Origin of the sequence: Pseudomonas huaxiensis, from assembly GCF_003231275.1 — a bacterium.
GTDB classification, from domain to species: domain Bacteria; phylum Pseudomonadota; class Gammaproteobacteria; order Pseudomonadales; family Pseudomonadaceae; genus Aquipseudomonas; species Aquipseudomonas huaxiensis.
Genome location: NZ_QKVL01000002.1, coordinates 1 through 26,069, shown reverse-complemented (window position 1 = coordinate 26,069; position 26,069 = coordinate 1). Strand labels below are relative to the sequence as shown.

Here is a 26,069-nt window from a genome sequence, read left to right as displayed (position 1 = left end):
ACGGTTTTTCTTCGCTCTCAAGATCGAGCGCTGTCCGCGCATCGCGAGCAAGTTGCAACGCGCCATGGCCTGCGGAATTGGCGTTGCGGGCCTTGGCGTATACACGACTGTAGGAGCGAGCTTGCTCGCGATGCGCGGGCAGCGCTTGATCTCAAGAGCGCTGGAGAACTCCCGACATGCGCCTGGTGCGCTACTACCCTCAATCACACCAAAAAACCTACCCGCCTGAATCCTTGCCAGCCCGCCATCGCATCTCTAACCTTGCCGGTCTTTGCGTCTTGCCCCCGAGCCCCCATGACCCGCAGCACCTCCCGCACCACCGGACGTCCCACGCTGGCCGAAGTGGCCCGGCTTTCCGGGGTTTCCCCGATCACCGTGTCCCGCGCCCTGCGCGGTGTCGCCACGGTGGCTCCGGATCTGGTGGAAAAGGTCCGCGCCGCTGCCACTGAGCTGGGTTACGTCGCCAACCCGGCCGCCCGCGCCCTCGCGTCGGCGCAGAGCCAGTCGGTGGTGGTGCTGATCCCTTCGCTGTCCAACCAACTGTTCGTCGAAACCCTCGACGCCATCCATGACGTCCTGCGCCCGCGCGGCCTGGAAGTGCTGATCGGCAATTACCACTACGACGCCTCGGTGGAGGAAAACCTGATCCGCAATTACCTGGCCTATCAGCCCCGCGGCCTGCTGCTCACCGGTTTCGAACGCAGCGACGCCGCCCGGCAGATGCTCGCCGCCAGCCGCGTGCCTTGCGTGCATATGATGGAACTGAGTAACGAGCCGGGCACGCTGTCGGTGGGTTTCTCGCAGCAGGACGCCGGTCGCGCCGTGGCCCGCCACCTGATCGAGCGCGGGCGGCGACGACTCGGCTTTGTCGCCGCACAACTGGATGCGCGGGTGATGCAGCGCGCCGAGGGCTTTCGCCAGGCCCTCGGCGACGCCGGATTATACGATCCAGAGCTGGAATTGCTGGTGCCGGAGCCGTCGTCCATCGGCCTGGGCGGCGAGCTGTTCAGCCAGTTGCTGGCCCGTCACGGCGATATCGACGGCCTGTTTTTCTGTAACGACGACCTCGCCCAGGGCGCGATCTACCAGGCGCAACGCCAGGGCATTGCGGTGCCGAAACAGGTGGCGATGGTCGGTTTCAACGACCTGCCGGCCGCGGCCCATATGGTCCCGCGGCTGACCTCGATCCGCACGCCACGGGCCGCGGTGGGGCATCACGCGGCGCAAGCGCTGCTGGCTTTGCTCGACGGAAAACGCGGGCAAGCACTTGCACGCGACCTCGGTTTCGAGCTGATGGTGCGCGAAAGCAGCTGATTAAAGCCGATAAGCGGTGCTGGCAGACTGCTTGCAGTGCGCTTTGGCGCATCTACGCTTAGCTCAATTCCGCCCATGGAGTGAGCGCGACATGTTTGACTCCCATCGCAAAACCGATCTAGCAGAAATCGAGCGGTGTAATCGGGCGTTGGCAGAAGCCAACGCGAAGCTGGCCGCGATCAGCCGTTCCATGGCAATGATCGAGTTCAGCCCCGACGGAGTAGTACTCGACGCCAATGAACACTTTTGCAAAGCCATGGGCTACCGCCTCGAAGACATCCGCGGTCAGCATCACCGGATGTTTTGCGACGAAGCCTTCACCAAGACCGAAGAATACCGCCAGCTCTGGCGCGACCTGACGCGGGGCGAGCCGCGCAGTGGCACGTTTTTGCGGCTAAACCGGCAACACAAGGAAATCTGGCTCGAAGCCAGCTACATGCCGGTGTTCGGCGCTGGCGGGCAGGTCACCAGCATCATCAAGGTGGCGTCCGACATCACCGAGCGGGTGGTCCATGAGCACGAGGCCGATTGCCTGCTTGAAGCCATCGGCCGCTCGATGGCGGTCATCGAGTTCACCCCTGATGGGCGGGTGATCAAGGCCAACGACAATTTCCTCAGCACCATGCGCTACCGCCTCGAGGAGGTGGTCGGCCAGCACCACAGCCTGTTTTGCCACAAGAGCGAAAGCGAGTCGCCGGCGTACAAGGCGTTCTGGGCCTCGCTCAACCGCGGTGAATACCATTCGCACCGCTTCGAACGGGTGAACAAGCTCGGGCAGATGGTCTACCTCGAAGCGTCCTATAACCCGATCTTCGACACCCATGGCCGGCTCTACAAAGTGGTCAAGTTCGCCAGCGACATCACCCAGCAGATCTGTACCCAGCAATCCGCCGCCGAGGCCGCCCACGCCACCTCGGTGCAGAACGACGCCTGTGCCCGCAAAGGCTCGGAAGTGGTGCAGCAGACCGTGCATGTGATCGAGGAAATCTCCCATGACCTCAACGAAGCGGCGCGCAGCATCGATGCGGTGAGCCGTCAGTCGGAGTTGATCGGGCAAATCGTCCAGACGATCCGCGGTATTGCCGACCAGACCAACCTGCTGGCGCTCAACGCGGCCATAGAGGCGGCGCGGGCCGGTGAGCACGGGCGCGGGTTTGCGGTGGTGGCGGATGAAGTGCGCAACCTCGCGGCACGCACCAGCAAGGCGACGCTGGAGATTGTCGAGGTGGTGCGGCAGAACCACGATCTGTCGCTGAATGCCGTGGCCAGCATGCAATCAAGTCTGAGCCGCACCGGGCTCGGGGTGGAACTGGCCAATGAGGCCGGGGAAGTGATCCTCGAGATTCAACAGGGCTCGCAGCATGTGGTGGATGCGATCAGCCAGATCAATTCGACCTTGCAGTTGCATTAGTCTGTCAGGGCCTCATCGCCGGCAAGCCGGCTCCCACAATGGATCGGCTTGTACCATACCCTGTGGGAGCCGGCTTGCCGGCGATGAGGCCCTCAAACTCAGACCGCCGCAGCCAGTTGCGCCACCACATGCTCCCGCCGAATCCGCGCCAGCGGCACGCTGACCAGCGCCAATGTCAGCACCACCGTCACGGCAATGCCCCACGCCGCCAAAGTGAAGCCGCCGAGCGAAATCAATCCACCGGAAATCGCCGGCCCGACCGCCAGGCCCAGGCTCAGGAAGCTGCCGGCTGCCGCAACCACGCGACCTTCACGGTCCAGTTCTGCCGCAAGGCCGGTCAGGTAGCTCAGGGCGTAGAAGTAGGTGATGCAGATGGTCATCACGCCAGCGGTGTACATGGTCTTGGAGTGCTCGCCCAGCACATAGGCGAGGCTGGTGCCGCCGGTCAGCAGCACCGCGAGGATCACCGGGGTGCTCATGCCGAAGCGCTTGCCGATCATCGCCGCCAGCAGCGGGCCGATCAGGCCGACCACCGATTGCACCGATAACAGCACGCCCAATTCGTCGCCGCTGTAGCCGACCATGGTGCCGATCCGCTCGACAAAGGCCCAGCCCATGGTGTCGCGGGCCTGGAAGACAAACATGGCGAGCATCATGCACACCGCCGGCAGGCTCAGCAGGACATTGCCCGTGCCCTTGCCGGTGACCGGGTTGAGCAGTGGTGCGGCAACCGGCGCCTGTTGTTGCATCGCCGGAATCGCCAGCAGCATTACCGCCATGGTCGCGGCCATCGCGTAATACAGGCCGGGCAGGCCATACAACGCCATGACCTTGGCGTAACCCAGCATGACCACGATCATCAGCAGCACCGACAGCACGTTCATGTGCCCGGCGATGCGGTCCGGGTGTTTGGCGCTGGCCACCGCGGCGTTGCCGCAGGCCAGCGCCAGGCCCGCGCCGATGCCGGCGATGCAGCGCACGGCGGCGAGGGCGTAAAGGTTCTCGATATTGGCGCTGACCAGGTTGGCGGCAATCGCCAGCAGGGTACCGGCCAGAGCCAGCGTGCGGCGTGGCGCGCGGCCCATGAAGGGAGCGACCAGCAGCGAGGCGAGCATGGTGAAGCCGAATTCCGCCGACATCAGCAGCCCGGCCTGGGCTTCGTTGAGTTGCAGGTCGTGGATGATGGCGCTGATCAGGAACGGCAGGGCCCAGAGGCCCAGCAGTCCGACCCCGTAGGCGGACCCCGCGGCGGAGAACACCAGGCTCCAGCTTTCAGGCAGGACGTTGCGTATTGTTTTCATTGTGTATTCCCGGAGTGCACGCAAAAAAGCGCGCCATTATCGGCGCGCTCATCAAGGTTTATTGCTTACTTTCGTCGACTGGCGTCCCGTCGTCATATTGCGACAGCCAGGTGACCATGGCGTCGCGGTAACGGGTGAAGCCCTTGTAGTCCACCAATTCCTGGTCGAGGTCGCGGATGACCCGGTGCATGCGCTTGGCCCATTGCGGGGCGAACTCGGCCAGTTGCTTGAGGCTGACCAGGTAGGTGCGCACCGGGAACAGCACGGCGTTGCTGCGCGGCAGACGGTGCAGCGGTTGCAGCTCGATCCGCAGGTTGACCAGCTCGCCGGCGTTTTCTGCGGTGACGATGGTGCGGTCCGGCGCCCAGTCCGGCAGGGTCTCGGCGGAGGTTTCCAGGCGCGGGTTGACGGTGATCGACCAGTTGGTGCGGCGTACCGGGTGGCCAGGACGCAGGCGCAGAAGGAATTTCAGGGCGCGCTGCAGGATGCCCATTTCATGCAGCTTGGGCACCGGGCCGTGGAACTCCATGAAGCTCATGCCAAGGTTGAAGCGCAGAGAGTAGTCGGCGCGCTGGGTCGCCATGCCGGCGCCCATCACCAAGGTGTCGTCACGCTCTTCGAGCAGGATGAACTCGCCCTGGGCCTGGCGGGTGATGTATTCCATCGGGTCCATCGGCAGGGTGCTGGCGTCGCCGAACACGAAGGTGTCGTCGAGTTGCAGCGGGCGGTTGATCCAGCGCCACTGGGTGCCTTTCTTCTCCAGGGTGAAATGCTCGGGGTAATCCCGGGAATAGGACTCCATCAGCAGTTCGAGCAAGTCCCACTGCGCTTCCATCATGTGCGCCAGGGCGGCGTAGTGCACGCCCGGCTGGCTTTCGAGGATCTGCGCGCGGTGATGGCATTCGGAGATGTAATGCTCGTCGATGTCGAACTGACCGCGCAGCGCGCCCGTGCCGAACGGCACATGCGGCTCGACGTTCATCGAGTACATGTACTGGTCTTCCGGGTAAGGGAACGGCAGGCGCAGCACTGCGTCGCGGCTGTTGCTGTAGGTGAAGTCGCTGGCGTCGACGTCGGCGTAGGTTTCGATCGGCTTGAATACGGTCATGGGTGTTCTTCCTGTCTCAGAGGTCTACGACCAGGCGGCTGCAGTTGGCGCGGGATACGCAGGGCATGAATTTGCGCTTGCTCAGCTTGTCTTCCTCGCTGAGCCAGTCGTCGCGGTGGTCCAGCTCGCCGTCGACTTCAAGCACTTCGGTTTCGCAGTAGCCGCAGGCGCCGCCGCGGCACAGGTAGGGCACGGCATAGCCGGCCTGTTCGGCGGCTTCGAGCAGCGATTGCTCGGCCGGCACTTCAATGGTCACGCCCTGGCGCGCCAGGGTGACGCTGAACGGCAGGCCGTTGGAGCCTTGCTCGACAAAGCGCTCGTAGTGAATGTGGCTGTCGGTCCAGCCCAGGGCGTGGGCGCTGTCGACGGTGTCGTCGATCATGCTGTCCGGGCCGCAGACATAGACGTGGCTGCCCAGCGGGCGGCCGGCGAGGATGCGCGGGATGTCCATGCGCTCGTCCTGGCCTTGCACATACAAATGCACCCGGGCGCCGTAGCGGGCTTGCAGTTCGCGACCGAGGGCGAGGTGTTCCGGGCCGCGCACGGCCAGGTGCAGTTCGAAGGTGGACTGCTTGAGCTGCAGTTCTTCCAGTTGCGAATACACCGGGGTGATACCCACGCCGCCGGCGATGAACAGGTGCTGGCGGGCGTGCTTGGCCAGCGGGAACAGGTTGGCCGGTTGCAGCAGGTGCAGCAGGTCGCCTTCATTGATCTGGTCGTGGAGGAAGCGCGAACCGCCGCGGCCTTCGCTGACCCGGCGCACGGCGATCTGGTAGGCGCTGGCGTCGTAGGGCGAACTCATCAGCGAGTAGGCGTTGCGGTGAGTCTTGTCGCCGTCTTCGAGAATCACCACTACATGACTGCCGCCGGAGAAGGCCGGCAGGCTCTTGCCGTCTGGATCGACCAGGGTGAAACGGGTGATTTCCGGGGTCAGCGGTTCGATCCGGGCAACGCGGACGGCGAGGGTGCCGTTATGGGTATTCATGTGTCGAGCTCCTCGGCAGCGGGCAGTTCGCCTGGGACTTCGCCGTCGGCCTTGATGCCCTGGAAGGCGGCCAAACGACGGGAATAGTGGTCGCGCACCACGAGGTTGAGCTGGCAACCGGGGCAGGTGAAGACACGCTGCGCGACGTTCTCGGTGTAGGTGTCGCAGTGCGCGCACCAGACCCGGCGAACCAGAGTGCCGCTGTGCTCGCGCAGCACTTCGTCGCGGTTCAGGTCGACTTCGTTGGCGGCCTGCATGGCGGTGCCGATGAAGCTTTCCGAGCCGCTCAGGTACAGGCGGGTGCCCATATGGGCGGCGCCGAGGCGTTCGCGCAGGGCGTCGAGCAGCGCCTGGTTGCTGGGGAACACTTCCAGTCCTGCAACGTCGGCGTCTTGCAGGTCCTGCAAGTGGGTGTGGCCGGAGAAGGATTCGGTGGAGTAGAGCAGGGCGCTGTTGTGGCGCTGTTCGGCGGACATGTCCGCGATCAGGCGCAGCATGGCCGCGCCGCCGCTGCCCTGGCCCGCGATCAGGTGGCGCAGGCCGCCCGTCATGGGTTGCAGCCGGTCGTAGACCGGACGGCTCTTGATGCCGGTGATAAGCATGGGTGACACACCTCGTAAGTCGTTACCCCGGTTTTGGGCCGGTTGGTAACAATGGCGACCGGTTTCTGCTTCGTGTCGGAGATAAAGCAGAACCTATGCCATATTGCCTATGGTTTTATATGTTTTATCGCAAAGGCCGGTTTGGGGCCGGTTTCATCAGGTGGTGCAAAGGTGAAGGGTGATGCGACGATCGGATCGGTGCCGTAAAGGGGTGCGCCAGGCACCCGTTCGGTGCGGATCAGTGCTTGAACATCACGTGGCGGACACAGGTGTAGTCTTCCAGGCCGTACATCGACATGTCCTTGCCATAGCCCGACTGCTTCATGCCGCCGTGGGGCATTTCGCTGACCAGCATGAAGTGGGTGTTGACCCAGGTGCAGCCGTATTGCAGGCGCGCGGCCAGACGGTTGGCGCGGCCCACGTCGCGGGTCCAGACCGAGGATGCCAGGCCGTAGTCGGAGTCGTTGGCCCAGGCCAGGGCCTGCGCCTCGTCGTCGAACGGGGTGATGCTGACCACCGGCCCGAAGACTTCGCGCTGGACGATTTCATCGTCCTGGCGGGCATCGGCCAGGACGGTCGGCTCGAAGAAGAAGCCCGGGCCGTCGACGCGGTTGCCGCCGGTGACCACACGGATATGCGGCTGCGCCTTGGCTCGCTCCACGAAACCGGCCACGCGTTCCAGGTGATCGCGGGTGATCAGCGGGCCCAGTTCGGTTTCGGGATCGTCCTGCAGGCCCATGCGCAGGCTGGCGACCGCCTCGCCCAACTGGCTGACGAAGCGCTCGTAGACGCCTTTCTGAACGTAGAGGCGGCAGGCGGCGGTGCAGTCCTGGCCGGCGTTGTAGAAGGCAAAAGCGCGGATTCCTTCGACGGCGGCGTCGATATCGGCGTCATCGAAGATCAGCACCGGTGCCTTGCCGCCCAGTTCCATATGGGTGCGCTTCACGCTGCTGGCGGTGCTGGAGATGATCCGCGCGCCGGTGGCGACTGAACCTGTCAGCGAGACCATACGCACCTTGGCGTGGTTGACCAGCGGCTCGCCAACGCTTGGGCCGCGACCAAAGAGGATGTTGACCACGCCGGCGGGGAACAGCTCGGCGATGATTTCGCCGAGGGCGAGGGCGGTCAGTGGTGTCTGCTCGGACGGCTTGAGCACCACCGTATTGCCGGCGGCCAGGGCCGGGGCGAGTTTCCAGGCGACCATCATCAGCGGGTAGTTCCACGGCGCGATGGAAGCGACCACGCCCAGTGGGTCGCGGCGGATCATCGAGGTGTGGCCCGGCAGGTATTCGCCGCCGGCGGAGCCCGACAGGCAGCGGCTGGCACCGGCAAAGAAGCGGAAGACGTCGGCGATGGCCGGGATTTCGTCGTTGAGGGCGGCCTGGTAAGGCTTGCCGCAGTTCAGCGACTCCAGGCGAGCGAGGGTTTCCGCCTCGGCTTCGATGCGGTCGGCCAGCTTGAGCAGCAGGTGCGCGCGGTCTTTCGGCGGGGTCTGCGACCAGGCGTCGAACGCCTGGTCGGCGGCCTGCACCGCGGCGTCAACCTGGGCGCTGCTGGCTTCGGGGATGTTCGCCAGGACGCAGCCCTCGGAGGGGTTGTACACGGCGTAGAGAGCACCTTGCCCATCGATCAACTGGCCATTGATCAGGAGTCGGGTTTGCATGGCGTATTCCTTGGTTGGACTTGTTGACGGAAATCGCTGATGCAGGCGCGGAGGTAGTGGATATCCGCGTCTCTGCTTTAAACATATGAAACCATATCTTAAAGTTTGAATCTTGCCAACTGGCTTGGGAAAGGTAAGTTGAAGCGAATTCGGCGCTATCACGCGCCCGGTTCTTCGCTATAAGATGCGGGATTGAATTTTTTCGCCGAGGCTGGCTTCAGGCTCTGCAATGCTCGATAGGGAGAGGCAATGACTGCCCTGAATAGTGCTCGTAACACCGCATTCATCCGGCTGCGCCAGGAAGGGCGCACCGATGAGGTGGCGCGCAGGCTGGTGGAGGCCATTGAACTGGGCCTGTTCGCCGAAGGCCAGCAGTTGCCCAGTGAGGCCGAGCTGGCGCTGCAACTGGGCGTCGCCACCGTTACCCTGCGCGAGGCGCTGGTGGTGCTGCGCCAGCGTGGCCTGATCGAGACCCGGCGCGGGCGTAACGGCGGCAGTTTCGTCTGCGCGCCGATCGAGCTGCCCGAGGCGTTGCTGCTGCAACGCCTGCGCGACATGAGCGGCCCGGACCTGCGCGACCTGGGCGACGAGCAGACCGCCATTTCCGGCACCGCCGCGCGCCTTGCCGCCCGGCGCAGCTCGCCCGAGCAGCAGGCGCGTATCGCCCATCACATCGACATGCTGCGTCAGGCCGCTTCGCGCCAGGCGCGGCATCGTGCGGATGCCCGTTTTCATATCGAGGTGGCTGCGGCCGCGCAGTCGCTGCGCCTGACCAACGCAGAGATGCGCCTGCAATCCGAAGTGGGCGAGTTGCTGTGGATGGATGCGGCCGGCGGCGCTGATGTGGCGGTGGTGGAGCAGGAGCATCAGGCGATCCTGCAGGCGCTGGTCGCGGGAGATGCGGTGCTGGCCGGTGCGCTGGCCGAGGCGCATGTCAGCCGCGGTATCAAGCGCCTGATCAGCCTGCGCCTGGAGCTGCTGGCCGAAACCGATGAAGACTGAAATGGCGTGACACAACGCCTGATGACATAACAAGAAAAGCCGAACCTGCGTGAGGTAATGCCATGTTTGCCCTGAGCGATAACGCGTCCTTTTCGGCCTGCGCCCAGCAGTTGGACAGTACCCTGGGGACTATTTTCAACCAGGTCCGCGAGTTGGTGGAGGACACCCGCTCGCTCTGGGAACGGGTTCTGGCCGAAGGCCGGCAGCCCGCCGCGAAGGACCTGGCGTCCCTGCGCCCGGCAATCGACCGCCAGTTGCTCGCCACCGGCGCCTTTGGCTGCGGTGGCGGTGTGATCGTCGAGCCCAACTGCCTGGCCGACCGGGAAATGCACCTGGAATGGTGGTACCTGGCGGACGGCGGCAAGACCCTGCCGTTGCGCCCCAACTTTGACCGGCGCCGCGAGAATTACTACGACTACACCGAAATGCCCTGGTACCGCCGTCCCCGCGATACCGGCAAAAGCGTGGTGGAGGGACCTTACGTGGACCTCTACGGCACCAACATGTACGTGTTGACCTTCACCATGCCGATCATGGTGCAGGGGCGCTTTATCGGTGTGGCCGGGCTCGACCTGTCGCTGCACAACGTCGAACGCTTGCTGGTGCGCAGCCTGATGCGCCTGGACCATGAAGCGGTGTTGCTGTCCGCCGATGGCCGGGTGATTGCGTCCAACACAGCCAACTGGATGGTGGGGGATCTGGTCTCGACCTTGTTGAGCAATATGCAACTGGACGAGATTCGCCTGACCTTGTCGGAGTCGGAGACGGGGTGGTCGCTGGTGCGGTTGCCGGGGTTGCGCAAGGCGCCTTGATTGTTGAGCGGCTTATCGCGACGGTTCGGCGCCCCGACAAGCTCGCTCCTACAGTGGCCACGATCCTGTAGCGAGCTTGTCGGGGCGCCGAACCGTCGCGATGGGGGCCCATCAGCCAAGTCTGCGCAACAACCTCTCCAGACTCTGCTCCAGCCGCCCCTTCAGCACCTGCAATTCCCCATCCTCCAACTTCTGCGCACACCCCCGTTCCAGCGTATCGCAATGCGCCACCAGCCCGCGGGCCTTGAGCATTTTCATGCCGCCGCGAATCCGGTGGACCAGTGCCTTGAGCGCCGGGCGCGGCGAGTCCGGGCCGAGGGCGCGCAAGGCGGCGAGGTCCAGGGTGGTGCTGTGGGCCAGTTCGGCGATCAGGCGCTGGATCAATTGCGGGTCGTTGAGGGTCAGGTGGCGCAGTTCATCGAGGTCGAAACCGCTGTCGTCCTCGTTGACTGCCATGGCGGGCGTCACGTCCAGCCCGCTCAGGTGCTGGCGCAAGGCGCCAAGGCCGATGGGTTTGAACAGGCAGTCATCCATTCCCGAAGCCAGGCAATGTTCGCGTTCCTCGGCCTGGGCGTTGGCGGTCAGGCCGAGGATCAGGCAGCGGCGACGCTGGCTTGCGGTTTCTTCAGCACGCACCGCCTGGGCCAATTCATGGCCGTCCATGCCAGGCATATTGCAATCGGTGATCAGCACGTCGAACTGGCCGTCGCGCCATAGCTGTAACGCCGCACTGCCGTCACTGGCCTGGCTGACGCGGTGGCCGAGCACGCCGAGCTGCTTGTCCAGCAGCATCAGGTTGGCCGGGTAGTCATCCACTACAAGGATGTTCAGCGCGGGGCTGTTGGCCGGTGTCTCGCTGATCACTTGCGCGTGCTCCAATGAGCCGGCCCAGGGCAGGTTCAGGTCGATCACCACCCGGGTGCCCTGGCCGGGTTCGCTGGAAAGCCGCAGCGCGCCGCCCATCAATTCGCACAGGGTCCGGCTGATCACCAGGCCGAGGCCGGTGCCCTGGCGCGCGGGCTGCTGGCCGACCTGGGCGAAGGGGCTGAACAGTCGCGCCTGATCGGTCGCGCTGATGCCGATGCCGCTGTCGCGCACGCTGAGTTCGATGCGGGCGTTGAGGTCGTCGCTTGCCGCTTCGATATTCAACTCGACCCTGACCACCCCGTGCTCGGTGAACTTGATGGCGTTGCTCAGCAGGTTGGACAGCACCTGGCGCAACCGCAGCGGATCGACCAGCACCGACCGCGCCGGGCTGCGCAGGTCCAGCTCCAGGGTAAGGCCCTTGAGCCGGGCGCTGCTGTCGAAGACTTGCGCGGCACTGCGTATCAGCAGCGGCAGGTCGGTAGGTTCGGGAGCGAGGGCCATGTGCCCGGACTCGATGCGGGCGATGTCGAGCACGTCACCGATCAGTTCCAGCAGCCCGCTGGCGGAGTCGAAGGCGACCTGCAACGACGGCTGGTCGATACGGCCTTGCGCGGCGTCCTTGAGGGCCAGTTCCAGCAGGCCGATCACCGCGTTCATCGGCGTGCGGATTTCATGGCTCATAGTGGCGAGAAACGCGCTTTTTGCGTGGTTGGCGTTGTCGGCCTGTTCCTTGGCCTGGCGCAGTTCCAGCAACAGGCCTTCGCTGATTTTCAGTTGCCGTTGCAGCGCCTGTTCGGCTTCGGTGCGCTGGCCGATCAGGCGGCGCAGGTAGCGGTTCCAGAACACCACGGCGGCGATCAGCAGGCCGGCGACTACCAGAATCTGCAACACCAGACCGCGGTAATTGCGCCACGGGTTGTCACTGATCAAGGCGTTGGTCCGCCAACGGTTGGCCAGCAGAGTCATCTCGTCCGGCTCGATGCTGAGCAGGGTCTTTTCCAGGATCGAATGCAGCAGGGTGTTGCCGTGGGCGGTGGCGAACGCGGCGGTTGCTGGGGTGTCGTCAAGCAGCGCGGCAATGCGCAGGCGGTCCTTGAACAGCCGGCTGATGAAATAAGCGGCGTTGATCTGCGAACTGATGGCGGCATCGGCGCGGCCCTGGGCGACGTATTCCATCAGCGCCAGCGGGTCATCGACCTCCACCAGCTCGATAGCCGGGTGCTCGCGGCGCAAGGTTTGCGCGTACGGCGTGCCACGGATCAGCGCCAGGCGTTTGCCGGCCAGCGCTTCGGCGGTGTCGGGGGCATTGGCGTGGGCGGCGGTGACCAGCACCCGTGGCGTGGTCAGGTAAGGCCGGGTGAAATCAAGGGTGCGGGCGCGCTCGGCGCCGTAGGGCAGGGTGCCGACCAGATCGGCCTCGCCGTCTTCGACCAACTGGATCATCTCCGGCACCGAGGCCGCCTCGACAACCTGGAAATCCAGGCCGGTGCGCAGGCCGATCTGCTCCAGCAGGTCAGCGGTGATGCCGCGAAATTGCTGTTTGTCGTCAATGAAGGTCAGGGGCGCGAAGTACTTGTTGATCGCCACCCTGACCTTGGGATTAGCGCGGATCCACGCCTGTTCGTTCGGCGTCAGGACCAGCGCGCCGCGGTTGAGCAGGACGCTGTTGAGGCCGCTGCTCCAGCGCCGGGCGACGTTGATCCGGTCGCTTTCCGACAGGCTGTCGAGGGCCTGGTTGAGCACCCGCAGCAAGGTGCTGTTGTCGTGTTCGAGGGCGAAATTGAAGGTCGAGCGCAGCGGCTTGACGTAGTAGCTGATCTGCACGCTGTCGCGGTAGTGGTTGCCGATCAGGTAGTCGGCACTGATGGCATCGCCGATAAAGGCGTCGGCATCGCCCTGGGTCAGGGCGGACAATGCGGCCATGCTTGATGCATAAAGCTGCAGCCTGGCGCGGGGATAGACCTCGCGGATACGTTCGGCCGGCAGGTAGTGATCGACCATCGCCAGGCGCAGCCCGGCGAGGTCATCGTCGGGGTTGCGTGGCTTGCCCAGCGGGGTGGCGATCACTGCCTGGTCCTCGGCGTAGGGCAGGCTCGACAGCAGCTCGCTGTCGGCTGCTTCAAACCCGTTGGCGCTGCCCAGCAGGTCGATTTCGCCGCGGTGCAAGGCCTGGATCGCCGCGTTGCGGTCGGGGTAATGCAGCACCTGGACGCCGACCCGCAACTGCTCTGCCAATAGCCCGGCGTAGTCGGCGGTCAGACCTTCGTAATCGTGCTGGCTGACGTTGATGTCGAAGGGTGGGTAGTCCGGCGCCGAGGTGCCCAGGCGCAGCACCTTCTTGCGCTCCAGCCATTGCCGGTCGGCGCTGCCGAGTACCGGCGCCGCGCTGCTGCTCAGTGAACGCCCGAGCAGTTCACGCTGGGTCACCGGCTCGCTGGCCGGCAGGGACGCGGGCAGCAGCAGGAGCAAACCGCCGAGGCCCCAGGCGCAGAACAGATGGGCGTTCATTGGCGCTTCAGATCATTTCGTGGCGGTTGGCCAGGTCGAGCAGTTCCGCCAGGGATTCGACCTGGAGTTTCTCCATGACGCGGGACTTGTAGGTGCTGATGGTCTTTGCGCTGAGGATCATGGCATCGGCGATTTCGTTGTTGCTGGCGCCTTTGGCCAGTTGGCGCATCACCTCGAATTCGCGGTTGGACAGGAGTTCCAGGCGGTTGGACTCGGAATTGGAGCGGGGCGTCATGCGCAGGGCGTCGGGCAGGTAGGAGTAACCGTTGAGTACGGCCTTGAGGGCGCCACTGAAGATCTGCAGGTCTTCGTCCTTGCGCACGAAGGCCGACGCGCCGGCCTCGATGCAGCGTTTGGCGAACAGCCTGGGCGGCAGCCCGGTGAACACCATGATCCGTGGCGGCGGGTTCAGGGCGCGCAGGCGTTCCAGCACGCTGAGACCGTCGAGCCGCGGCAGACCGAGGTCGAGAATCACCACATCGGGGCTGTGTTCCTGGCTCAGGCTGACGGCGGTGACGCCGTCGTGGGCTTCGCCGACGATCTCGTAGCCCTCGCGTTCAAGCAGCAGGCGAGTGGCAAAACGGATGGTGGGGTGATCATCGACGATCAGAATCTTGTGCATCGCAGGCCCTGCATCAGGAATGGATTTTTCCCGAGTCACTCAGGAGAGGAAACCGCCGGTTCTGACGGGCCGCTCACGATACGTCGAATCAGGTTCGATGAGTACGAGGAGTATAGAGGCGTGGAAGAATTCCGGCGGGATAGATGAAAACTCCTACAAGAATGGCGAAGAGTCTGTCGGTGGTACACGGCGCCAAGGGTGTTGGGCACCGGGTATGTTGCTGACGGGGCAAAGGGAAGTGTGCTGACACGCCGTTTCCCCTTGGGTCCTTGAAGCATGGGTCAATGCACAGCTTGTGCGGATCGTGAGTGGCTGCGGGTTTGGATGTGTAGATCCCGATGCCCTTAAAGGGTTGGGCTCAGTGCGCCGGATGCGCGGCGAGAGTAGCGCCCGGCGCCAGCTTCAGCGCTTTGCCCACCTCGGCCTGGATTGCGTAGGCCGGCGCTTCCACCGCATCGAAATCGCGTGTGTAGCGCGCGGCGAACCCTTCCACGCCCCATTGCTGGTATTGCTGCACATGCTTGAGCTCGTGGGCCCAGAGGGCGACGTTGTCGCGGGCGTCTTCGGCATTGCGGAAGACGATCACGTCGACCAGGGTCACCGCGCTGACGTCGGGGTTCTGCAGGAAGGCGCTGGCCGCGTCGAGTTGCTGGGTGTTGCCGACCTGATAGCGGGCGGCATCGAGCACCTGGAAGTCATACCACGGCTCCAGTTGCGCGCGGATGTGCAGCGGAATCGGTTCGACACCGCTGGCCACGGCGCTGTCGCGTGACAGCGTGAGCCAGTTGGCCAGCCCCGAAGAGGCCATGCGTGTGACATTGTCGAGCAGGGTGAACAGGTCATCGGCCTGGCCCGTCGCCGGTGTGGCGGCGGACGCGACAGGTGCGGCGCCGAGCGCCAGGCACAGCAGCAGCGAGGGGCACAGCCTGAAGGGAACGCGGAGGGACATGTAGCTCCTGCCGGGGATAAGCGGCGAATGTCGGGGACGTGCAGTTTGACCGGTCAGGCAAACTTTAGTTACTACCGTCCGACAAATTGTCCGGGGGCTTGAGTGAGAAGGGCGGCGCAGGCATCCTTCGCGCTTTGATCTGCCTGGAGCCGTCATGGACGCCTCGACACTTCTGCTGTACGTCATCGCCGCCAGCGCGGTGATGGTCACCCCCGGCCCGGCGATGCTGCTGGCCCTCAACAACGGCGCCAGCCACGGCATGCGCGTGGCGGGCTTCGGCATGGCCGGGGCGATGCTCTCCGATCTGATCCTGATCGGCGCCGTGGGTTGTGGCCTTGGCGCCTTGCTGCAAGCCTCGGAGCACTTGTTCAGCCTGGTCAAATGGGTCGGCGCGGCGTACCTGCTGTACCTCGCGGTGATGCTCTGGCGCGCACCGGTGCAGGCGTTGAGTGCCAGTGGTACGGCGGTCGCGGTGAGCGGTCGTTCGAGCTTTCTGCGGGCGCTGTTCGTCGGATTGTCCAATCCCAAGGGCTTGCTGTTTTTCTCGGCATTTCTGCCGCAGTTCATTCGCCCGGACCAACCGGTATTGCAGCAGTACCTGGTTCTCGCGGTCGTCACCGCGTTGCTCGATTGCCTGGTGATGGTCGTCTACGCCCTCGGCGGACGGCACGCGGTGCGCGCCTTCTCGGCGCGGGTGATGCAATGGATCAACCGCGGCTGCGCCGGCATGCTCGCGGTGCTGGCGGTCGGCGTCAGCCTGTACCGCCGCAACGACTTGCACTGATTCCCTTTACGGCACTTGCTCCAGCGCCTTGCGCGCAAATCCCCGGCTGGCCGCCAGCACGGCCTCCCGGGTGTCTTCCCCGGCGAGCATCCGCGCCACCAGCAGCGCTCCGACACACTGACTCAGCAACACCCAGGCCAGGGCGTCGTCCTTCAACGTGACCGCCCACGCCTGGTGCAGGGTTTTCAGCCAGTGCTCGGCTTCTTCCCGCACCTTGATATCCGCTCGGGCGATTTCCGCGCCCAGGGCCGGAATCGCGCAGCCGTTTTCCGGGTTGTGCAGGTGCGCCAGGCTCAGGTACTGGTCGAGGCAGCGCTGCAACTTGTCCCGGTTCAACTCGCCAGCCTGGGTCTGCAGGTTGATGAAACTGTGGGACAGCTCCTCGCGGACGATTTCGCTGAACAGGTCGTCCTTCGACGGGAAGTGGTTGTAGAAGGCGCCGCCCGTCAGGCCGATGGCCTTCATCAAGCCGGCCACGCCGGTGGACGAGAACCCGCCCTGCTTGGCCAGGGCGCCGCTGCTTTGCACCAGCCGTTGCCGGGTCTGTTCCTTGTGGTCGGTGGAATAGCGCACTTGGGAAATCCTCTGTTACACGCTTGACGAATGTGCAGATCGTAGCATAGCGTTCGTTCACTAAACGATCATTCATCAATGAGACGACACCCATGACCGATAACAACAAGAACGTCGTACTGGTGATCGGCGCTGGCGATGCCACGGGCGGCGCCATTGCCAAGCGCTTTGCCCGTGAAGGCTATATCGCCTGCGTCACCCGGCGCAGTGCCGACAAGTTGCAACCGCTGCTGGACGAAATCCGCGCCGAGGGCGGCCAGGCCCATGGTTTTGGCTCCGATGCGCGCAAGGAGGAGGAGGTCGCGGCTCTGGTGGAGGAGATCGAAAGCAGCATCGGCCCGATCGACGCCTTCGTCTTCAATATCGGCGCCAACGTGCCTTGCAGCATCCTTGAAGAAACCCCACGCAAGTACTTCAAGATCTGGGAAATGGCCTGCTTTGCCGGCTTCCTCACCGCGCAGGCGGTGGCCCGGCGCATGGTCACCCGCGAGCGCGGCACCATTCTCTTCACCGGCGCCACCGCCGGCCTGCGCGGCGCGGCCGGGTTCGCCGCCTTCGCCGGGGCCAAGCACGGCATCCGCGCCCTGGCCCAGAGCATGGCGCGGGAGTTGGGCCCGCGTGGCATTCATGTCGGCCATGTGGTGGTGGATGGCGCCATAGACACCGCGTTTATCCGCGACAGCTTCCCCGAGCGTTACGCGCTCAAGGACCAGGACGGCATCCTCGATCCCGCGCATATCGCCGACAACTACTGGCACCTGCACGCCCAGCCGCGGGATGCCTGGACCTTCGAACTGGACTTGCGCCCGTGGATGGAACGTTGGTAAGCCCCCTCGCTCACCCTGGTATGACCCCCTCTGCGCACAAGGACCTGAATCTCATGAGCAAGACCGTCGAATTCTTCTTCGATCTCGGAAGCCCCGCCAGCTACCTGGCCTGGACCCAACTGCCGCGGCTGCGTGCCGAGCACGGCGCCAACGTGGTACTGCGCCCGATGCTGCTGGGTGGCGTGTTCCAGGCCACCGGCAACAGTTCGCCGGTGACCGTCCCGGCCAAGGCCCGCTACACCTACGCCGACTTCCAGCGCTATGCCGCCCGTTATGGCGTGACGCTGCGCTTCAGCCCGTATTTCCCGATCAACACCCTGACCTTGATGCGCGGCGCGATCGGCGTGCAATTGCGCCAGCCGGAGCGTTTCGAGGATTACCTGGCGGCGATGTTCACCGCGTTGTGGGTGACCGGGCGCAACCTGGGCGACCCGGCTGTGGTGGCCGAGGTGCTGACCGAGGCGGGGTTCGCGCCGGACGACTTTGTCGCCCTGGTGGGTGATGCCGAGGTCAAGGCAGCGTTGAAGACGGTGACCGAAGAAGCGGTGACCCGCGGGGTGTTTGGCGCGCCGACGTTCTTTGTCGGCGAGCAGATGTTCTTTGGTCAGGATCGCCTGGACTTCGTGGTGGACGCGCTGGGCTGATCGGCCATTGCGTCCTACTTGCCCAGCCGCTCCAGCAGGTTCCAGGCCAGCTTCACCCGCTCGCTATTGGGGTAGTTGCGGTTGGCCAGGATCACCACGCCACGCTGTTGCTCCGGCACGAACGCGATATACGCGCCAAAGCCGTTGGTGGCGCCGGTCTTGTTCACCCAGGCCCGTTGCTGCGGCGCCAGCGGCGGGTCGAGGGCCTTGACCGGTGCGCCTTGCAGCGCGCTGCGGTTGTCGTTGCCGTCGAGCAGGGTCTGCAAGGCCAGGGGATAGGCGTATTGCTCCCAGATCAGGTCCTGAGTCATGGCGCCGCGCTGGAAGTAGCCGCGATGGGTTGCCTGCACAGCCTGTTCATAGGGCGCTGCGAGTTTCACCCGGCCCAGGTTGATCTCGACGAACCGCAGCAGGTCGCTGCTGCTGCTTTTCAGGCCGTAGGCCTCGTCGGCCAGCACGCCGGGATTGACCCGCACCGGGGCGCCGCCCTTGTCGTAACCCCAGGCATACAGCGCCTGTTGGTCTTTCGGTACGGCGAGATAGGTGTGCTTGAGCCCAAGCTCTGGCAGAAGCTGTTCCTGCATGGCTGTGACGAACGGGGTTTGCAGTTGCCTGGCGGCAATCACGCCGAGCATGCCGATGCTCGGGTTGGCGTAGGTGCGCCAGGTGCCCGGTGGCTGTTGCGGCGTCCAGGCCTTGAGCCAGGCCAGTAGTTGCGCGTCGTTGGTCACGGCATCGGGGAATTGAAGCGGCATGCCGCCGGTGGTGTGGGTGGCGAGGTTGATCAGCGACAGTTTGCCGAACGGCGTGCCGGCCAGTTCCGGCAGGTAGTCGCCGGTGCTGGCGGTCAGCGACAGTGTGCCCTTGGCCTGGGCGTAGCCGGCGAGGGTGGCGGTGAAGGTCTTGCTGATTGAGCCCAGCTCGAACAGGGTGGCGCGGGTCACCGGCTGGCCGCTGGCCTTGTCGGCCACGCCGAATTCATAGAAGTGCTGGCGGCCATTGTCGGTGATGGCGATGGCCAGGCCAGGAATGGCGTTGTCACGCATCACCGCTTCGGCGGCGTCGCGAACCTGCCGGTCGAAATCTGTATCGGCCCAGGCGACCAGGGGCGTGGCGCAGAGCGCAACAAGGGCAAGAAGGCGCATGGAAAGCTTCCGTGTCGAAAAACACGCACCCTGCTTGAGAAGGGCGGAAGTATCAAGGCCGATACTTCCGCCGTGTCACCTCAGGACTTGAAGCGGCCCACCAGGCCACTCAGTTCCTGCGACAACTCCGACAGCCGTCCGGAGTCCTGCTGCGCCGAACGGGCCAGGTCCTCGACCCGCCGTGCTTCGTCGTAGATCTGCTGGATATGCCGGTTGATCTCTTCGGCGACGCTGTGCTGCTCTTCCGCCGCCGCCGAGATCTGCAGGTTCTGGTCGCGGATCTCGTTGACCGACAACTGGATGCCTTCGAAGCTGTCTTGCGCGCTGGCGATGGACGACACGCTGGCACGGGACAGGTCCAGGCAGCTTTCCATTTTCTGCGAGACTTCCTGGGTCTTGCTGCCCAGGGTGCCGAGCAACTGATCGATCTCGCCGGTGGAGTCGGAGGTGCGCTTGGCCAGCGCCCGTACTTCATCGGCAACCACCGCGAAGCCACGGCCCTGATCGCCGGCCCGGGCCGCCTCGATGGCTGCGTTCAGCGCCAGCAGGTTGGTCTGTTCAGCGATGGCGCGGATGGTGCCGAGGATCTGGTTGATGTCGCGGCTACCCTGTTCCAGCTCGACCATGGCCTGGGACGATTCGGTCAGGCGATTGCTCAGGCGGTTGACGTTGCTGGTGGTCTGCTCGATCTGCTGCTTGCCTTCGGCCACCCGGCGGTGGCCATTTTCCGCCGCGTCGGCGGCGCTGCTGCAAGAGCGGGCCACCTCGTTGGCGGTGGCGACCATCTCGTTGAACGCGGTGGACACCAGCTCGACCGCTTCGCGCTGGCGCCCGGCGGCGTCATTCATGTTGCCGGCCATTTCGCTGTTGGTCTGCGAGGCGCGTTGCAGGTTGCCCGAGGCGGCGCCGATGTGCTGGATCAATTGGCGAATCGCCGCCAGGAACTTGTTGAACCAGCCGGCCAGTTCGGCCGTTTCATCCTTGCCTTGCACCTGCAGGTCGCGGCGCAGGTCACCTTCGCCTTCGGCGATCGACTGCAGGCCGGTGCTGACCTGGCCGATCGGCTTGACGATCACCCGGGAAAACGCCGCTGCAACGATGGCGAAGACCAGCGCCAGGACGATGACGATGATCGACGTGAGCCAGGTCATGCGGGTGGCGGTGCCCATCACTTCCTTGTGCTCGATCAGGCCGATGAAGTGCCAGCCCAGGCCAGGGGAGGTCCAGGTGTTGGCCATGTAGCGCACGCCATTGAGTTCGACTTCGGTGACGCCCTGGCCGGTGGCTGCCAGGTGTGCGTACGGTGCGCCGAGGTCGGCGAGTTTCTTGAAGCTGTGGCTGGCGTCGCGCGGATCGACCAGCACGGTGCCGTCCTCGACCAGCATCACGTAGCCGCTTTCGCCCAGCTTGATGCTCTTGATCAGCTCGGTGAGGTTTTTCAGCGAGACACTGACGACGAACACGCCCTTGGCCTTGCCAGCCTCGTCGAGCAGCGCCCGCGCGGTGCCGACCAGAGCCACGTCATCCTTTTCGTAGTAGTACGCCGCCGTACGCACGGTTTTTTGCGGGCTGGCCATGGCGGCCTTGTACCAGGGGCGGGTGCGCGGGTCGTAGTTAGCCAGTTGCGGGTCATCCGGCCACTTGGCGTAGCTGCCGTCCTCCAGGCCAATGGACAGGATCGCTGCGGCCGGATGAGTGGCGCCATAACGGGAGAAAGCTTCGATTACCTGTTTTGCTGCTGGCGGCAATGGTTGGTTAGGGGCGTCGGTACTGATGTACTGTTTTAATTGTTCTACAGAGTTGTATACAGGATCTTTGGACATTTGATCGACGTTCTGCGAAGTGCCGTCGAAGAACTGCCGCATATTACCGTCGATCTGGCGTATTTCACGGGTACTGCTCTCGACGAACTGATCGACCGCATCACTGCGGATACTCAACACTGATAGGGCTCCGACAAGGCTTACCGGGATAAAAGCCACCAGTACGAAGGCAAGTATGAGTTTGTTCTTTATTTTCATGGTGAGGTACATCCATGCAGGCAGGAGGCAGATGGCAGCGTTGTTTACAGTAATGGCAACTTGCTATTTTTTTCTTTATCAGACCGCGTACATAAATATTTGGCAAGCACTTCGTATACATGTTGTTAGCGTATTGTCTTGAGCTATCGGTCAGGTTTTTCCCTGTTGGTTACCGGCCTTTCTGTTCATCCGATGGAACTACGCCCTGAGCGTGCGCATCCTAGACTGAGTAATACCTGTCATTTCCGGAGGATTCCGTCATGCGGCGTACATTGCTCGTTTCTTCGTTGTTGCTCTGCCTGCCTTTCGGCACGGCGCTGGCCCGGGTTGATGCTGGTGATGTCGCCACTTCGGCCGGTGTCTCCGCTTCGTTGTATTCCACCTTCAAGGACGACAAACGGATCATCCCGGCGCGGGATGAGGCGTCCAGCTTCGTCGCCAGCGGCGGCGCGATCCGCGGCGCTTACCTGGAGTCGGTGTTGCAACGCGTCCGCCAGGAAAACCCTGGCATCCAGGCCAGCGACGAAGAACTGGCGCGGGCGATTCTGGTCAGCGATCACTTCGGTGATGAGCGCTGAGATCTGCATCAGGCGAACGGCTGGACGCCGCCCGGGACTTCAACTTGACTGGTTACACCCCGTGACCTGACCAGGAGATGACCATGAGCAGCAACACCGTTCGCCTGCACCGTGTGTTCAAGGCGCCTGCCGAGCGCGTCTACCGGGCGTTTCTCGATGCCGAGGCGATGGCCAAATGGCTGCCGCCCCACGGCTTCACCTGCAAGGTCGATCACTTCGACCCGCGGGTGGGCGGCACCTACAAGATGTCCTTCAGCAATTTCTCCAGCGGCCAGCGCCACGGCTTCGGCGGTGAGTACACCGAATTGTTGCCCAACGAGCGCATCCGCTACACCGACCGTTTCGACGACCCCAACCTGCCCGGCGAAATCATCGCGACCATCACCTTCAAGGCCGTGTCGTGCGGGACCGAGGTGCATATTGTCCAGGAGGGTCTGCCCAGCGTGATTCCGCTGGAAGGCTGCTACCTGGGCTGGCAGGAGTCGCTGAATCAATTGGCGGCGTTGGTGGAGCCGGAAATCCCCGGCTGAGTCGCTGTATGGGAGAAATGGCATCGTATTCATGTTTTGTTACTGTTTTAATGGTGAGTCCAGTTGCACGGACCGCCTGAATCATGCCCGAAGCTCACGACGCCGTTCTCCCATCCCCCGCTGAAACCTCGCCGCGCCGCCGCGCCTTGCTGGCGGCCTGCGGCGCCCACGCCGTGCACGATGGCCTGACTGATCTGATTTATGTGCTGCTGCCGATCTGGCAGGTCCAGTTCGGCCTGAGCTATGCACAGATCGGCCTGCTGCGAGGTGCCTGGTCGGCCACCATGGCGGCGTTCCAGTTGCTGGCCAGCCGTGCGGCGCGGCGCTTTGGTCGCGAGCAATTGCTGATTGGTGGCACCGTGCTGATTGGCGTGGCCTACCTGCTGGCCGGGCAGGCGGGCGGTCTGATCGCCTTGTTCGCCGCGCTGGTGCTTGGCGGGCTTGGCGCCAGCACGCAGCACCCGCTGGCTTCGTCGCTGGTCAGCGATACCCATGAGCCGGGGGCGCCGGTCAAACAGGCGCTGTCGCATTACAACTTCGCCGGCGATATCGGCAAAACTCTGATTCCGGCGCTGGTGGGCGTGTCCCTGACGGTAATGAGCTGGCGCCTGAGCGTGACCCTGGCCGGGGTGCTCGGCTTGCTGGCGGCGCTGGCGATGTACCTGCTGATCCCGCGCGGCAACAACGAGCATACGGTCGCCGCGAAAAAGGTCGGCGATCATGCCGGCACCGGCTCGGTGGCCGGCCTGCGGGCGTTGCTGGCGACCGGCTTTCTCGATAGCGCCGTGCGCATGGGTTTCCTCACCTTCCTGCCATTCCTGCTCACCGACAAGGGCGCGGGCACGGCCGGCATCGGTCTGGCATTGACCCTGCTGTTCATCGGCGGCGCCTTCGGCAAGCTGATCTGCGGCTACCTGGGTGCAAGGTTCGGTCTGCTGAAAACGGTCTGGCTGAGTGAGTCGCTGACGGCGGCGTTGGTGGTGGCGGCGGTGTTCCTGCCGCTCAACGCGCTGATGATCATGCTGCCGCTGCTCGGGCTGGTGCTCAATGGCACCTCGTCGGTGCTGTATGGCGTGGTGCCGGAACTGGCGGCCGCGGGCCGGCGGGAACAGGCGTTTGCCCTGTTCTACACCGGCACCATTGGAGGCGGGGCGCTGGCGCCGATCGTCTTCGGCCGCCTGGGGGATGCCAGCGGGGTGCCGTTCGCGCTGATGGTGCTGGCGGCGACCCTGCTGTTGACGCTGCCGCTGACCTGGTATGTGGACCGTGGCCTGCAGCGCTGAACTCAGCCTTGCGGCAAGGCGTCGAGGGCTTTGCGCAGGGCGTCGGCGTCGCTGAAGGTCTGTTTCGACACCAGCTTGCCGTTGTCCAGTTGCAGCACCTGCACCTGCGCTTCGCCGACCGCGTACTGCGGTACTACCTGGCCGTCGCGGTCGAGCACCACGCGGTAGTTGTAATCGCGCATTGCGGGGACGGCGAACAGCTTGCTGATCAGCGCCGGCATGCGCTGGATATCGGCGACGAACACCGCATGGCGCGCTTCCAGGTAACCCTTGGGCTGTTCCGCCACGGCGGCCTTGACCAGTTTGGCGCCGTCCATGTCGCCAGCAGCAAGCAGGACCCGGGTGCCGGCGTCGAGGCTGAATGCCTGGTCATGCTGGTCGTTGAGGGTGAAGGGCTTGAGGGTGTCGCCGACTTCGGCGGCGTTGGCCATGAACGGCAGCAGGCCCAGCAGCAGTACGCAAGCAGCTTTCACAAGTCGAATCCTTGAGCAGATTGGTAGGAATTGCAGCAGGGGCGCAGCATAGCAAGCTTGCGCGTTGCCGACCTGCGGCATCCTGCCGCTCAGGATTTGTAAGCGTGACCTCGCCCCAGTTCCCCCGGCGACAAACCGAACAGCCTGCCAAACGCGGCGCTGAACGCCGATAGCGAGTCATAGCCGCAAGCCAGGGCCACATCGGTGACCCGTTCGCCGCGCTCCAGCGCCGGCAGCGCGCTGACCAGTCGCATACGCTGGCGCCAGGTGCGGAAGGTCATGCCGGTTTCCTTGAGAAACAGCCGGCTGAGGGTTTTTTCGCTGACTCCGGCTTTCTCGCTCGCATCCATCAGGCTGACGCTGGCATGCGGCCGGGCCTGGGCCTTGCGGCACAGGGCGCGCAGGCGCGAGTCGCGGGGTTGCGGCAAGACCAGATCGAGTTCTTCGGCCAAACGCAGACGATCCACCAGCACCTCGGCCAGGCGGCCATCGGCGCCGCTCAGGTCGTAGTCCACGGGCACCTCGCCAAAGCTACGGATCAGCTCGCGTAACAGCGGATCGACGGCGATCACCCGGCACTGCTCGCCGGGCCAGAGGGCCAGCGCAGGGTCGAGGTAGAGGCTGCGGATACAGGCGTCCGCGGTGCAGGTAACCCGATGCGCGACCTGCGCCGGCACCCACACCGCACGGTGCGGCGGCACCACCAGACGGGCGTTGTCGGTGTGCACCTGCAATACCCCGTGCAGCGCGTGGGACAACTGGCCCCACGGATGGCGGTGGCGGTAGTCGAGGGCGATATTGGGCAAACTGCTGCGCTGCCCGTACAGCGGACGCGGCAGGGCGGTTAGGTCGCTCAGTTGCAGTTTGTTTTGTCCATTCGACGACATTAGTGGTGTTCTGGCGTTAGTCGGAAATTGCCGAACACCTTATCGTCTCCGCCACCTTCACCACAACACGCCGGAATGGACGATGAAACACCTGCGCTTACTGTTCGATAACTTCACCCTGGCCCTGCTCGCAGTGGTCGCCCTGGCCACCTGGCTGCCGGCTTCCGGCGCGGTCGCGACGTTTTTCGAAGGGCTGACGCACCTGGCCATCGGCCTGCTGTTCTTCCTGCATGGCGCCAAGCTGTCGCGCGAGGCGGTGGTCGCCGGGGCAGGGCACTGGCGCCTGCACCTGCTGGTGTTCGCCTGCACCTTCGTAATGTTCCCACTGCTGGGGCTGCTGCTCAAACCGCTGATCCTGCCGCTGGTAGGCGATGCCCTGTACCTGGGCGTGCTCTACCTGTGCGCCTTGCCGGCCACGGTGCAATCGGCGATCGCTTTTACCTCCCTGGCCCGCGGCAACGTGCCGGCGGCTATCTGCAGCGCGGCGGCGTCCAGCCTGCTGGGGATCGTCCTGACGCCGCTGCTGGTGATGCTGCTGATGGGCGTCGAAGGCGACAGCGGTTCAAGCCTCGAAGCGGTAGGGGCGATCGTCCTGCAACTGCTGGTGCCGTTTGTGGCGGGACAACTGGCGCGACGCTGGATTGGCGGCTGGGTGGCGCGCAATGCCGGCTGGCTGAAGTCGGTGGACCAGGGCTCGATTCTGCTGGTGGTCTACACCGCGTTCAGCGGTGCGGTGGTCAGCGGGCTGTGGCATTCGGTGCCGGTGTCGCACTTGTTCGGGCTGACGCTGGTGTGCTGTGTGTTGCTGGCGCTGGTGTTGTTCTGCACCCAGAGCCTTGGGCGCTGGCTGGGGTTCAATGTCGAGGACCGCATCACCATTCTGTTCGCCGGATCGAAGAAGAGCATGGCGACTGGCGTGCCTATGGCCCAGTTGCTGTTTGCCGGCAGCGCAGTGGGGGCGCTGATCTTGCCGCTGATGCTGTTTCACCAGATTCAGTTGATGGTGTGTGCGGTGCTGGCGCAGCGGTATGCGGGGCGGGGGAGTGATGCCTGAGGCTTGGATTGAGCGATGCGCATCGGTATCTACGCTTTTTCGGTCATGCGCTGGTTGGAAAGCGCTTGTCAACAGACCGAGGAATGGCCACCAGGCGCATGCCGGAAGTTTTCTAGCGCTCTCAAG

24 protein-coding genes and 1 pseudogene are annotated in these 26,069 nt (G+C 64.3%); 12 read left to right on the top strand and 13 right to left on the bottom strand.

What is annotated here, in order from left to right; translation table 11 throughout:
• Nucleotides 1-294 precede the first annotated feature (294 nt).
• The 3 genes and pseudogenes from DM374_RS03535 (at nt 295) to DM374_RS34220 (ending at nt 2,725) form a co-directional block, all read left to right on the top strand.
• Entirely contained in the window at nt 295-1,314 is a 1,020-nt protein-coding gene (locus tag DM374_RS03535; protein ID WP_110968622.1) for an HTH-type transcriptional regulator GntR, read from the top strand.
• 91 nt (nt 1,315-1,405) lie between these two features.
• Nucleotides 1,406-2,188 (top strand): annotated as a pseudogene (locus DM374_RS34225) (PAS domain-containing protein); the annotation flags it as partial.
• 42 nt (nt 2,189-2,230) lie between these two features.
• On the top strand, nt 2,231-2,725 hold the full coding sequence (locus DM374_RS34220; RefSeq protein ID WP_225422445.1) for a methyl-accepting chemotaxis protein: 495 nt from the start codon (nt 2,231-2,233) through the stop codon (nt 2,723-2,725).
• Nucleotides 2,726-2,823: 98 nt separating this feature from the next.
• On the opposite strand, the gene DM374_RS03525 is transcribed toward DM374_RS34220, so the two are convergent.
• The 5 genes from DM374_RS03525 to DM374_RS03505 all read right to left on the bottom strand — a co-directional run bounded on the left by DM374_RS03525 (nt 2,824) and on the right by DM374_RS03505 (nt 8,384).
• Nucleotides 2,824-4,026, bottom strand: coding sequence for an MFS transporter (locus tag DM374_RS03525; protein ID WP_110968620.1), 1,203 nt, complete (start codon nt 4,024-4,026; stop codon nt 2,824-2,826).
• A 58-nt stretch (nt 4,027-4,084) separates the two neighbouring features.
• On the bottom strand, nt 4,085-5,134 hold the full coding sequence (locus tag DM374_RS03520) for a heme-dependent oxidative N-demethylase family protein (RefSeq protein WP_110968619.1): 1,050 nt from the start codon (nt 5,132-5,134) through the stop codon (nt 4,085-4,087).
• A 16-nt stretch (nt 5,135-5,150) separates the two neighbouring features.
• Complete coding sequence (locus DM374_RS03515) at nt 5,151-6,119, bottom strand: PDR/VanB family oxidoreductase (protein ID WP_110968618.1); 969 nt, start codon at nt 6,117-6,119, stop codon at nt 5,151-5,153.
• The gene (locus DM374_RS03510) at nt 6,116-6,721 is read right to left on the bottom strand and encodes a dimethylamine monooxygenase subunit DmmA family protein (RefSeq protein WP_095155041.1); all 606 of its coding nucleotides are present in this window, start codon (nt 6,719-6,721) and stop codon (nt 6,116-6,118) included. Before DM374_RS03510 ends, DM374_RS03515 begins: the two co-directional genes overlap by 4 nt.
• Before the next feature lie 238 nt (nt 6,722-6,959).
• Complete coding sequence (locus tag DM374_RS03505; RefSeq protein WP_110968617.1) at nt 6,960-8,384, bottom strand: gamma-aminobutyraldehyde dehydrogenase; 1,425 nt, start codon at nt 8,382-8,384, stop codon at nt 6,960-6,962.
• Between the two features lie 249 nt (nt 8,385-8,633).
• Here DM374_RS03505 and DM374_RS03500 point away from each other — a divergent pair, with 249 nt between their 5' ends.
• Together DM374_RS03500 and DM374_RS03495 are read left to right on the top strand one after the other, a co-directional pair.
• Complete coding sequence (locus DM374_RS03500; RefSeq protein WP_110968616.1) at nt 8,634-9,386, top strand: FadR/GntR family transcriptional regulator; 753 nt, start codon at nt 8,634-8,636, stop codon at nt 9,384-9,386.
• Nucleotides 9,387-9,448: 62 nt separating this feature from the next.
• Nucleotides 9,449-10,198 carry a PDC sensor domain-containing protein gene (locus DM374_RS03495; RefSeq protein ID WP_110968615.1) on the top strand — a complete coding sequence of 250 codons (750 nt, stop codon included), beginning with the start codon at nt 9,449-9,451 and terminating at the stop codon, nt 10,196-10,198.
• Between the two features lie 111 nt (nt 10,199-10,309).
• Here the strand turns inward: DM374_RS03495 and DM374_RS03490 are convergent, their stop codons facing one another.
• The 3 genes from DM374_RS03490 to DM374_RS03480 form a co-directional block, all read right to left on the bottom strand.
• Nucleotides 10,310-13,573: a transporter substrate-binding domain-containing protein gene (locus DM374_RS03490; RefSeq protein WP_110968614.1), complete on the bottom strand. Its 3,264-nt coding sequence runs from the start codon at nt 13,571-13,573 to the stop codon at nt 10,310-10,312.
• Between the two features lie 7 nt (nt 13,574-13,580).
• Complete coding sequence (locus DM374_RS03485) at nt 13,581-14,195, bottom strand: response regulator transcription factor (RefSeq protein WP_110968613.1); 615 nt, start codon at nt 14,193-14,195, stop codon at nt 13,581-13,583.
• A 358-nt stretch (nt 14,196-14,553) separates the two neighbouring features.
• Entirely contained in the window at nt 14,554-15,144 is a 591-nt protein-coding gene (locus DM374_RS03480; RefSeq protein WP_110968612.1) for an eCIS core domain-containing protein, read from the bottom strand.
• A 154-nt stretch (nt 15,145-15,298) separates the two neighbouring features.
• On the opposite strand from DM374_RS03480, the gene DM374_RS03475 reads away from it, so the two are divergent.
• Nucleotides 15,299-15,928: a LysE family translocator gene (locus DM374_RS03475; RefSeq protein WP_110968611.1), complete on the top strand. Its 630-nt coding sequence runs from the start codon at nt 15,299-15,301 to the stop codon at nt 15,926-15,928.
• Between the two features lie 6 nt (nt 15,929-15,934).
• On the opposite strand, the gene DM374_RS03470 is transcribed toward DM374_RS03475, so the two are convergent.
• On the bottom strand, nt 15,935-16,501 hold the full coding sequence (locus DM374_RS03470) for a TetR/AcrR family transcriptional regulator (RefSeq protein ID WP_110968610.1): 567 nt from the start codon (nt 16,499-16,501) through the stop codon (nt 15,935-15,937).
• Between the two features lie 92 nt (nt 16,502-16,593).
• Between DM374_RS03470 and DM374_RS03465 the strand changes: the two genes are divergently transcribed.
• The gene (locus tag DM374_RS03465) at nt 16,594-17,328 is read left to right on the top strand and encodes an SDR family oxidoreductase (RefSeq protein WP_110968609.1); all 735 of its coding nucleotides are present in this window, start codon (nt 16,594-16,596) and stop codon (nt 17,326-17,328) included.
• A gap of 53 nt (nt 17,329-17,381) precedes the next feature.
• The gene (locus DM374_RS03460; RefSeq protein WP_110968608.1) at nt 17,382-17,972 is read left to right on the top strand and encodes a 2-hydroxychromene-2-carboxylate isomerase; all 591 of its coding nucleotides are present in this window, start codon (nt 17,382-17,384) and stop codon (nt 17,970-17,972) included.
• Nucleotides 17,973-17,986: 14 nt separating this feature from the next.
• Here DM374_RS03460 and ampC read toward each other — a convergent pair whose 3' ends face one another.
• Nucleotides 17,987-19,117, bottom strand: coding sequence for a class C beta-lactamase (gene ampC, locus DM374_RS03455; protein WP_110968607.1), 1,131 nt, complete (start codon nt 19,115-19,117; stop codon nt 17,987-17,989).
• 80 nt (nt 19,118-19,197) lie between these two features.
• The gene (locus DM374_RS03450) at nt 19,198-21,138 is read right to left on the bottom strand and encodes a methyl-accepting chemotaxis protein (RefSeq protein ID WP_110968606.1); all 1,941 of its coding nucleotides are present in this window, start codon (nt 21,136-21,138) and stop codon (nt 19,198-19,200) included.
• A gap of 260 nt (nt 21,139-21,398) precedes the next feature.
• Between DM374_RS03450 and DM374_RS03445 the strand changes: the two genes are divergently transcribed.
• The 3 genes from DM374_RS03445 (at nt 21,399) to DM374_RS03435 (ending at nt 23,529) form a co-directional block, all read left to right on the top strand.
• The gene (locus DM374_RS03445; protein ID WP_095155024.1) at nt 21,399-21,716 is read left to right on the top strand and encodes a DUF2388 domain-containing protein; all 318 of its coding nucleotides are present in this window, start codon (nt 21,399-21,401) and stop codon (nt 21,714-21,716) included.
• A gap of 83 nt (nt 21,717-21,799) precedes the next feature.
• Nucleotides 21,800-22,246: an SRPBCC family protein gene (locus DM374_RS03440; protein WP_095155023.1), complete on the top strand. Its 447-nt coding sequence runs from the start codon at nt 21,800-21,802 to the stop codon at nt 22,244-22,246.
• A gap of 83 nt (nt 22,247-22,329) precedes the next feature.
• Nucleotides 22,330-23,529, top strand: coding sequence for an MFS transporter (locus DM374_RS03435; RefSeq protein ID WP_110968605.1), 1,200 nt, complete (start codon nt 22,330-22,332; stop codon nt 23,527-23,529).
• 2 nt (nt 23,530-23,531) lie between these two features.
• Here DM374_RS03435 and DM374_RS03430 read toward each other — a convergent pair whose 3' ends face one another.
• Together DM374_RS03430 and DM374_RS03425 are read right to left on the bottom strand one after the other, a co-directional pair.
• Nucleotides 23,532-24,002 (bottom strand): FAD/FMN-containing dehydrogenase, encoded by a 471-nt coding sequence (locus DM374_RS03430; RefSeq protein WP_110968604.1) that lies wholly within the window; start codon nt 24,000-24,002, stop codon nt 23,532-23,534.
• A gap of 89 nt (nt 24,003-24,091) precedes the next feature.
• Nucleotides 24,092-24,889: an AraC family transcriptional regulator gene (locus DM374_RS03425; protein ID WP_110968603.1), complete on the bottom strand. Its 798-nt coding sequence runs from the start codon at nt 24,887-24,889 to the stop codon at nt 24,092-24,094.
• Nucleotides 24,890-24,971: 82 nt separating this feature from the next.
• On the opposite strand from DM374_RS03425, the gene DM374_RS03420 reads away from it, so the two are divergent.
• On the top strand, nt 24,972-25,943 hold the full coding sequence (locus DM374_RS03420; protein WP_110968602.1) for a bile acid:sodium symporter family protein: 972 nt from the start codon (nt 24,972-24,974) through the stop codon (nt 25,941-25,943).
• The last annotated feature ends 126 nt before the right edge of the window (nt 25,944-26,069 follow it).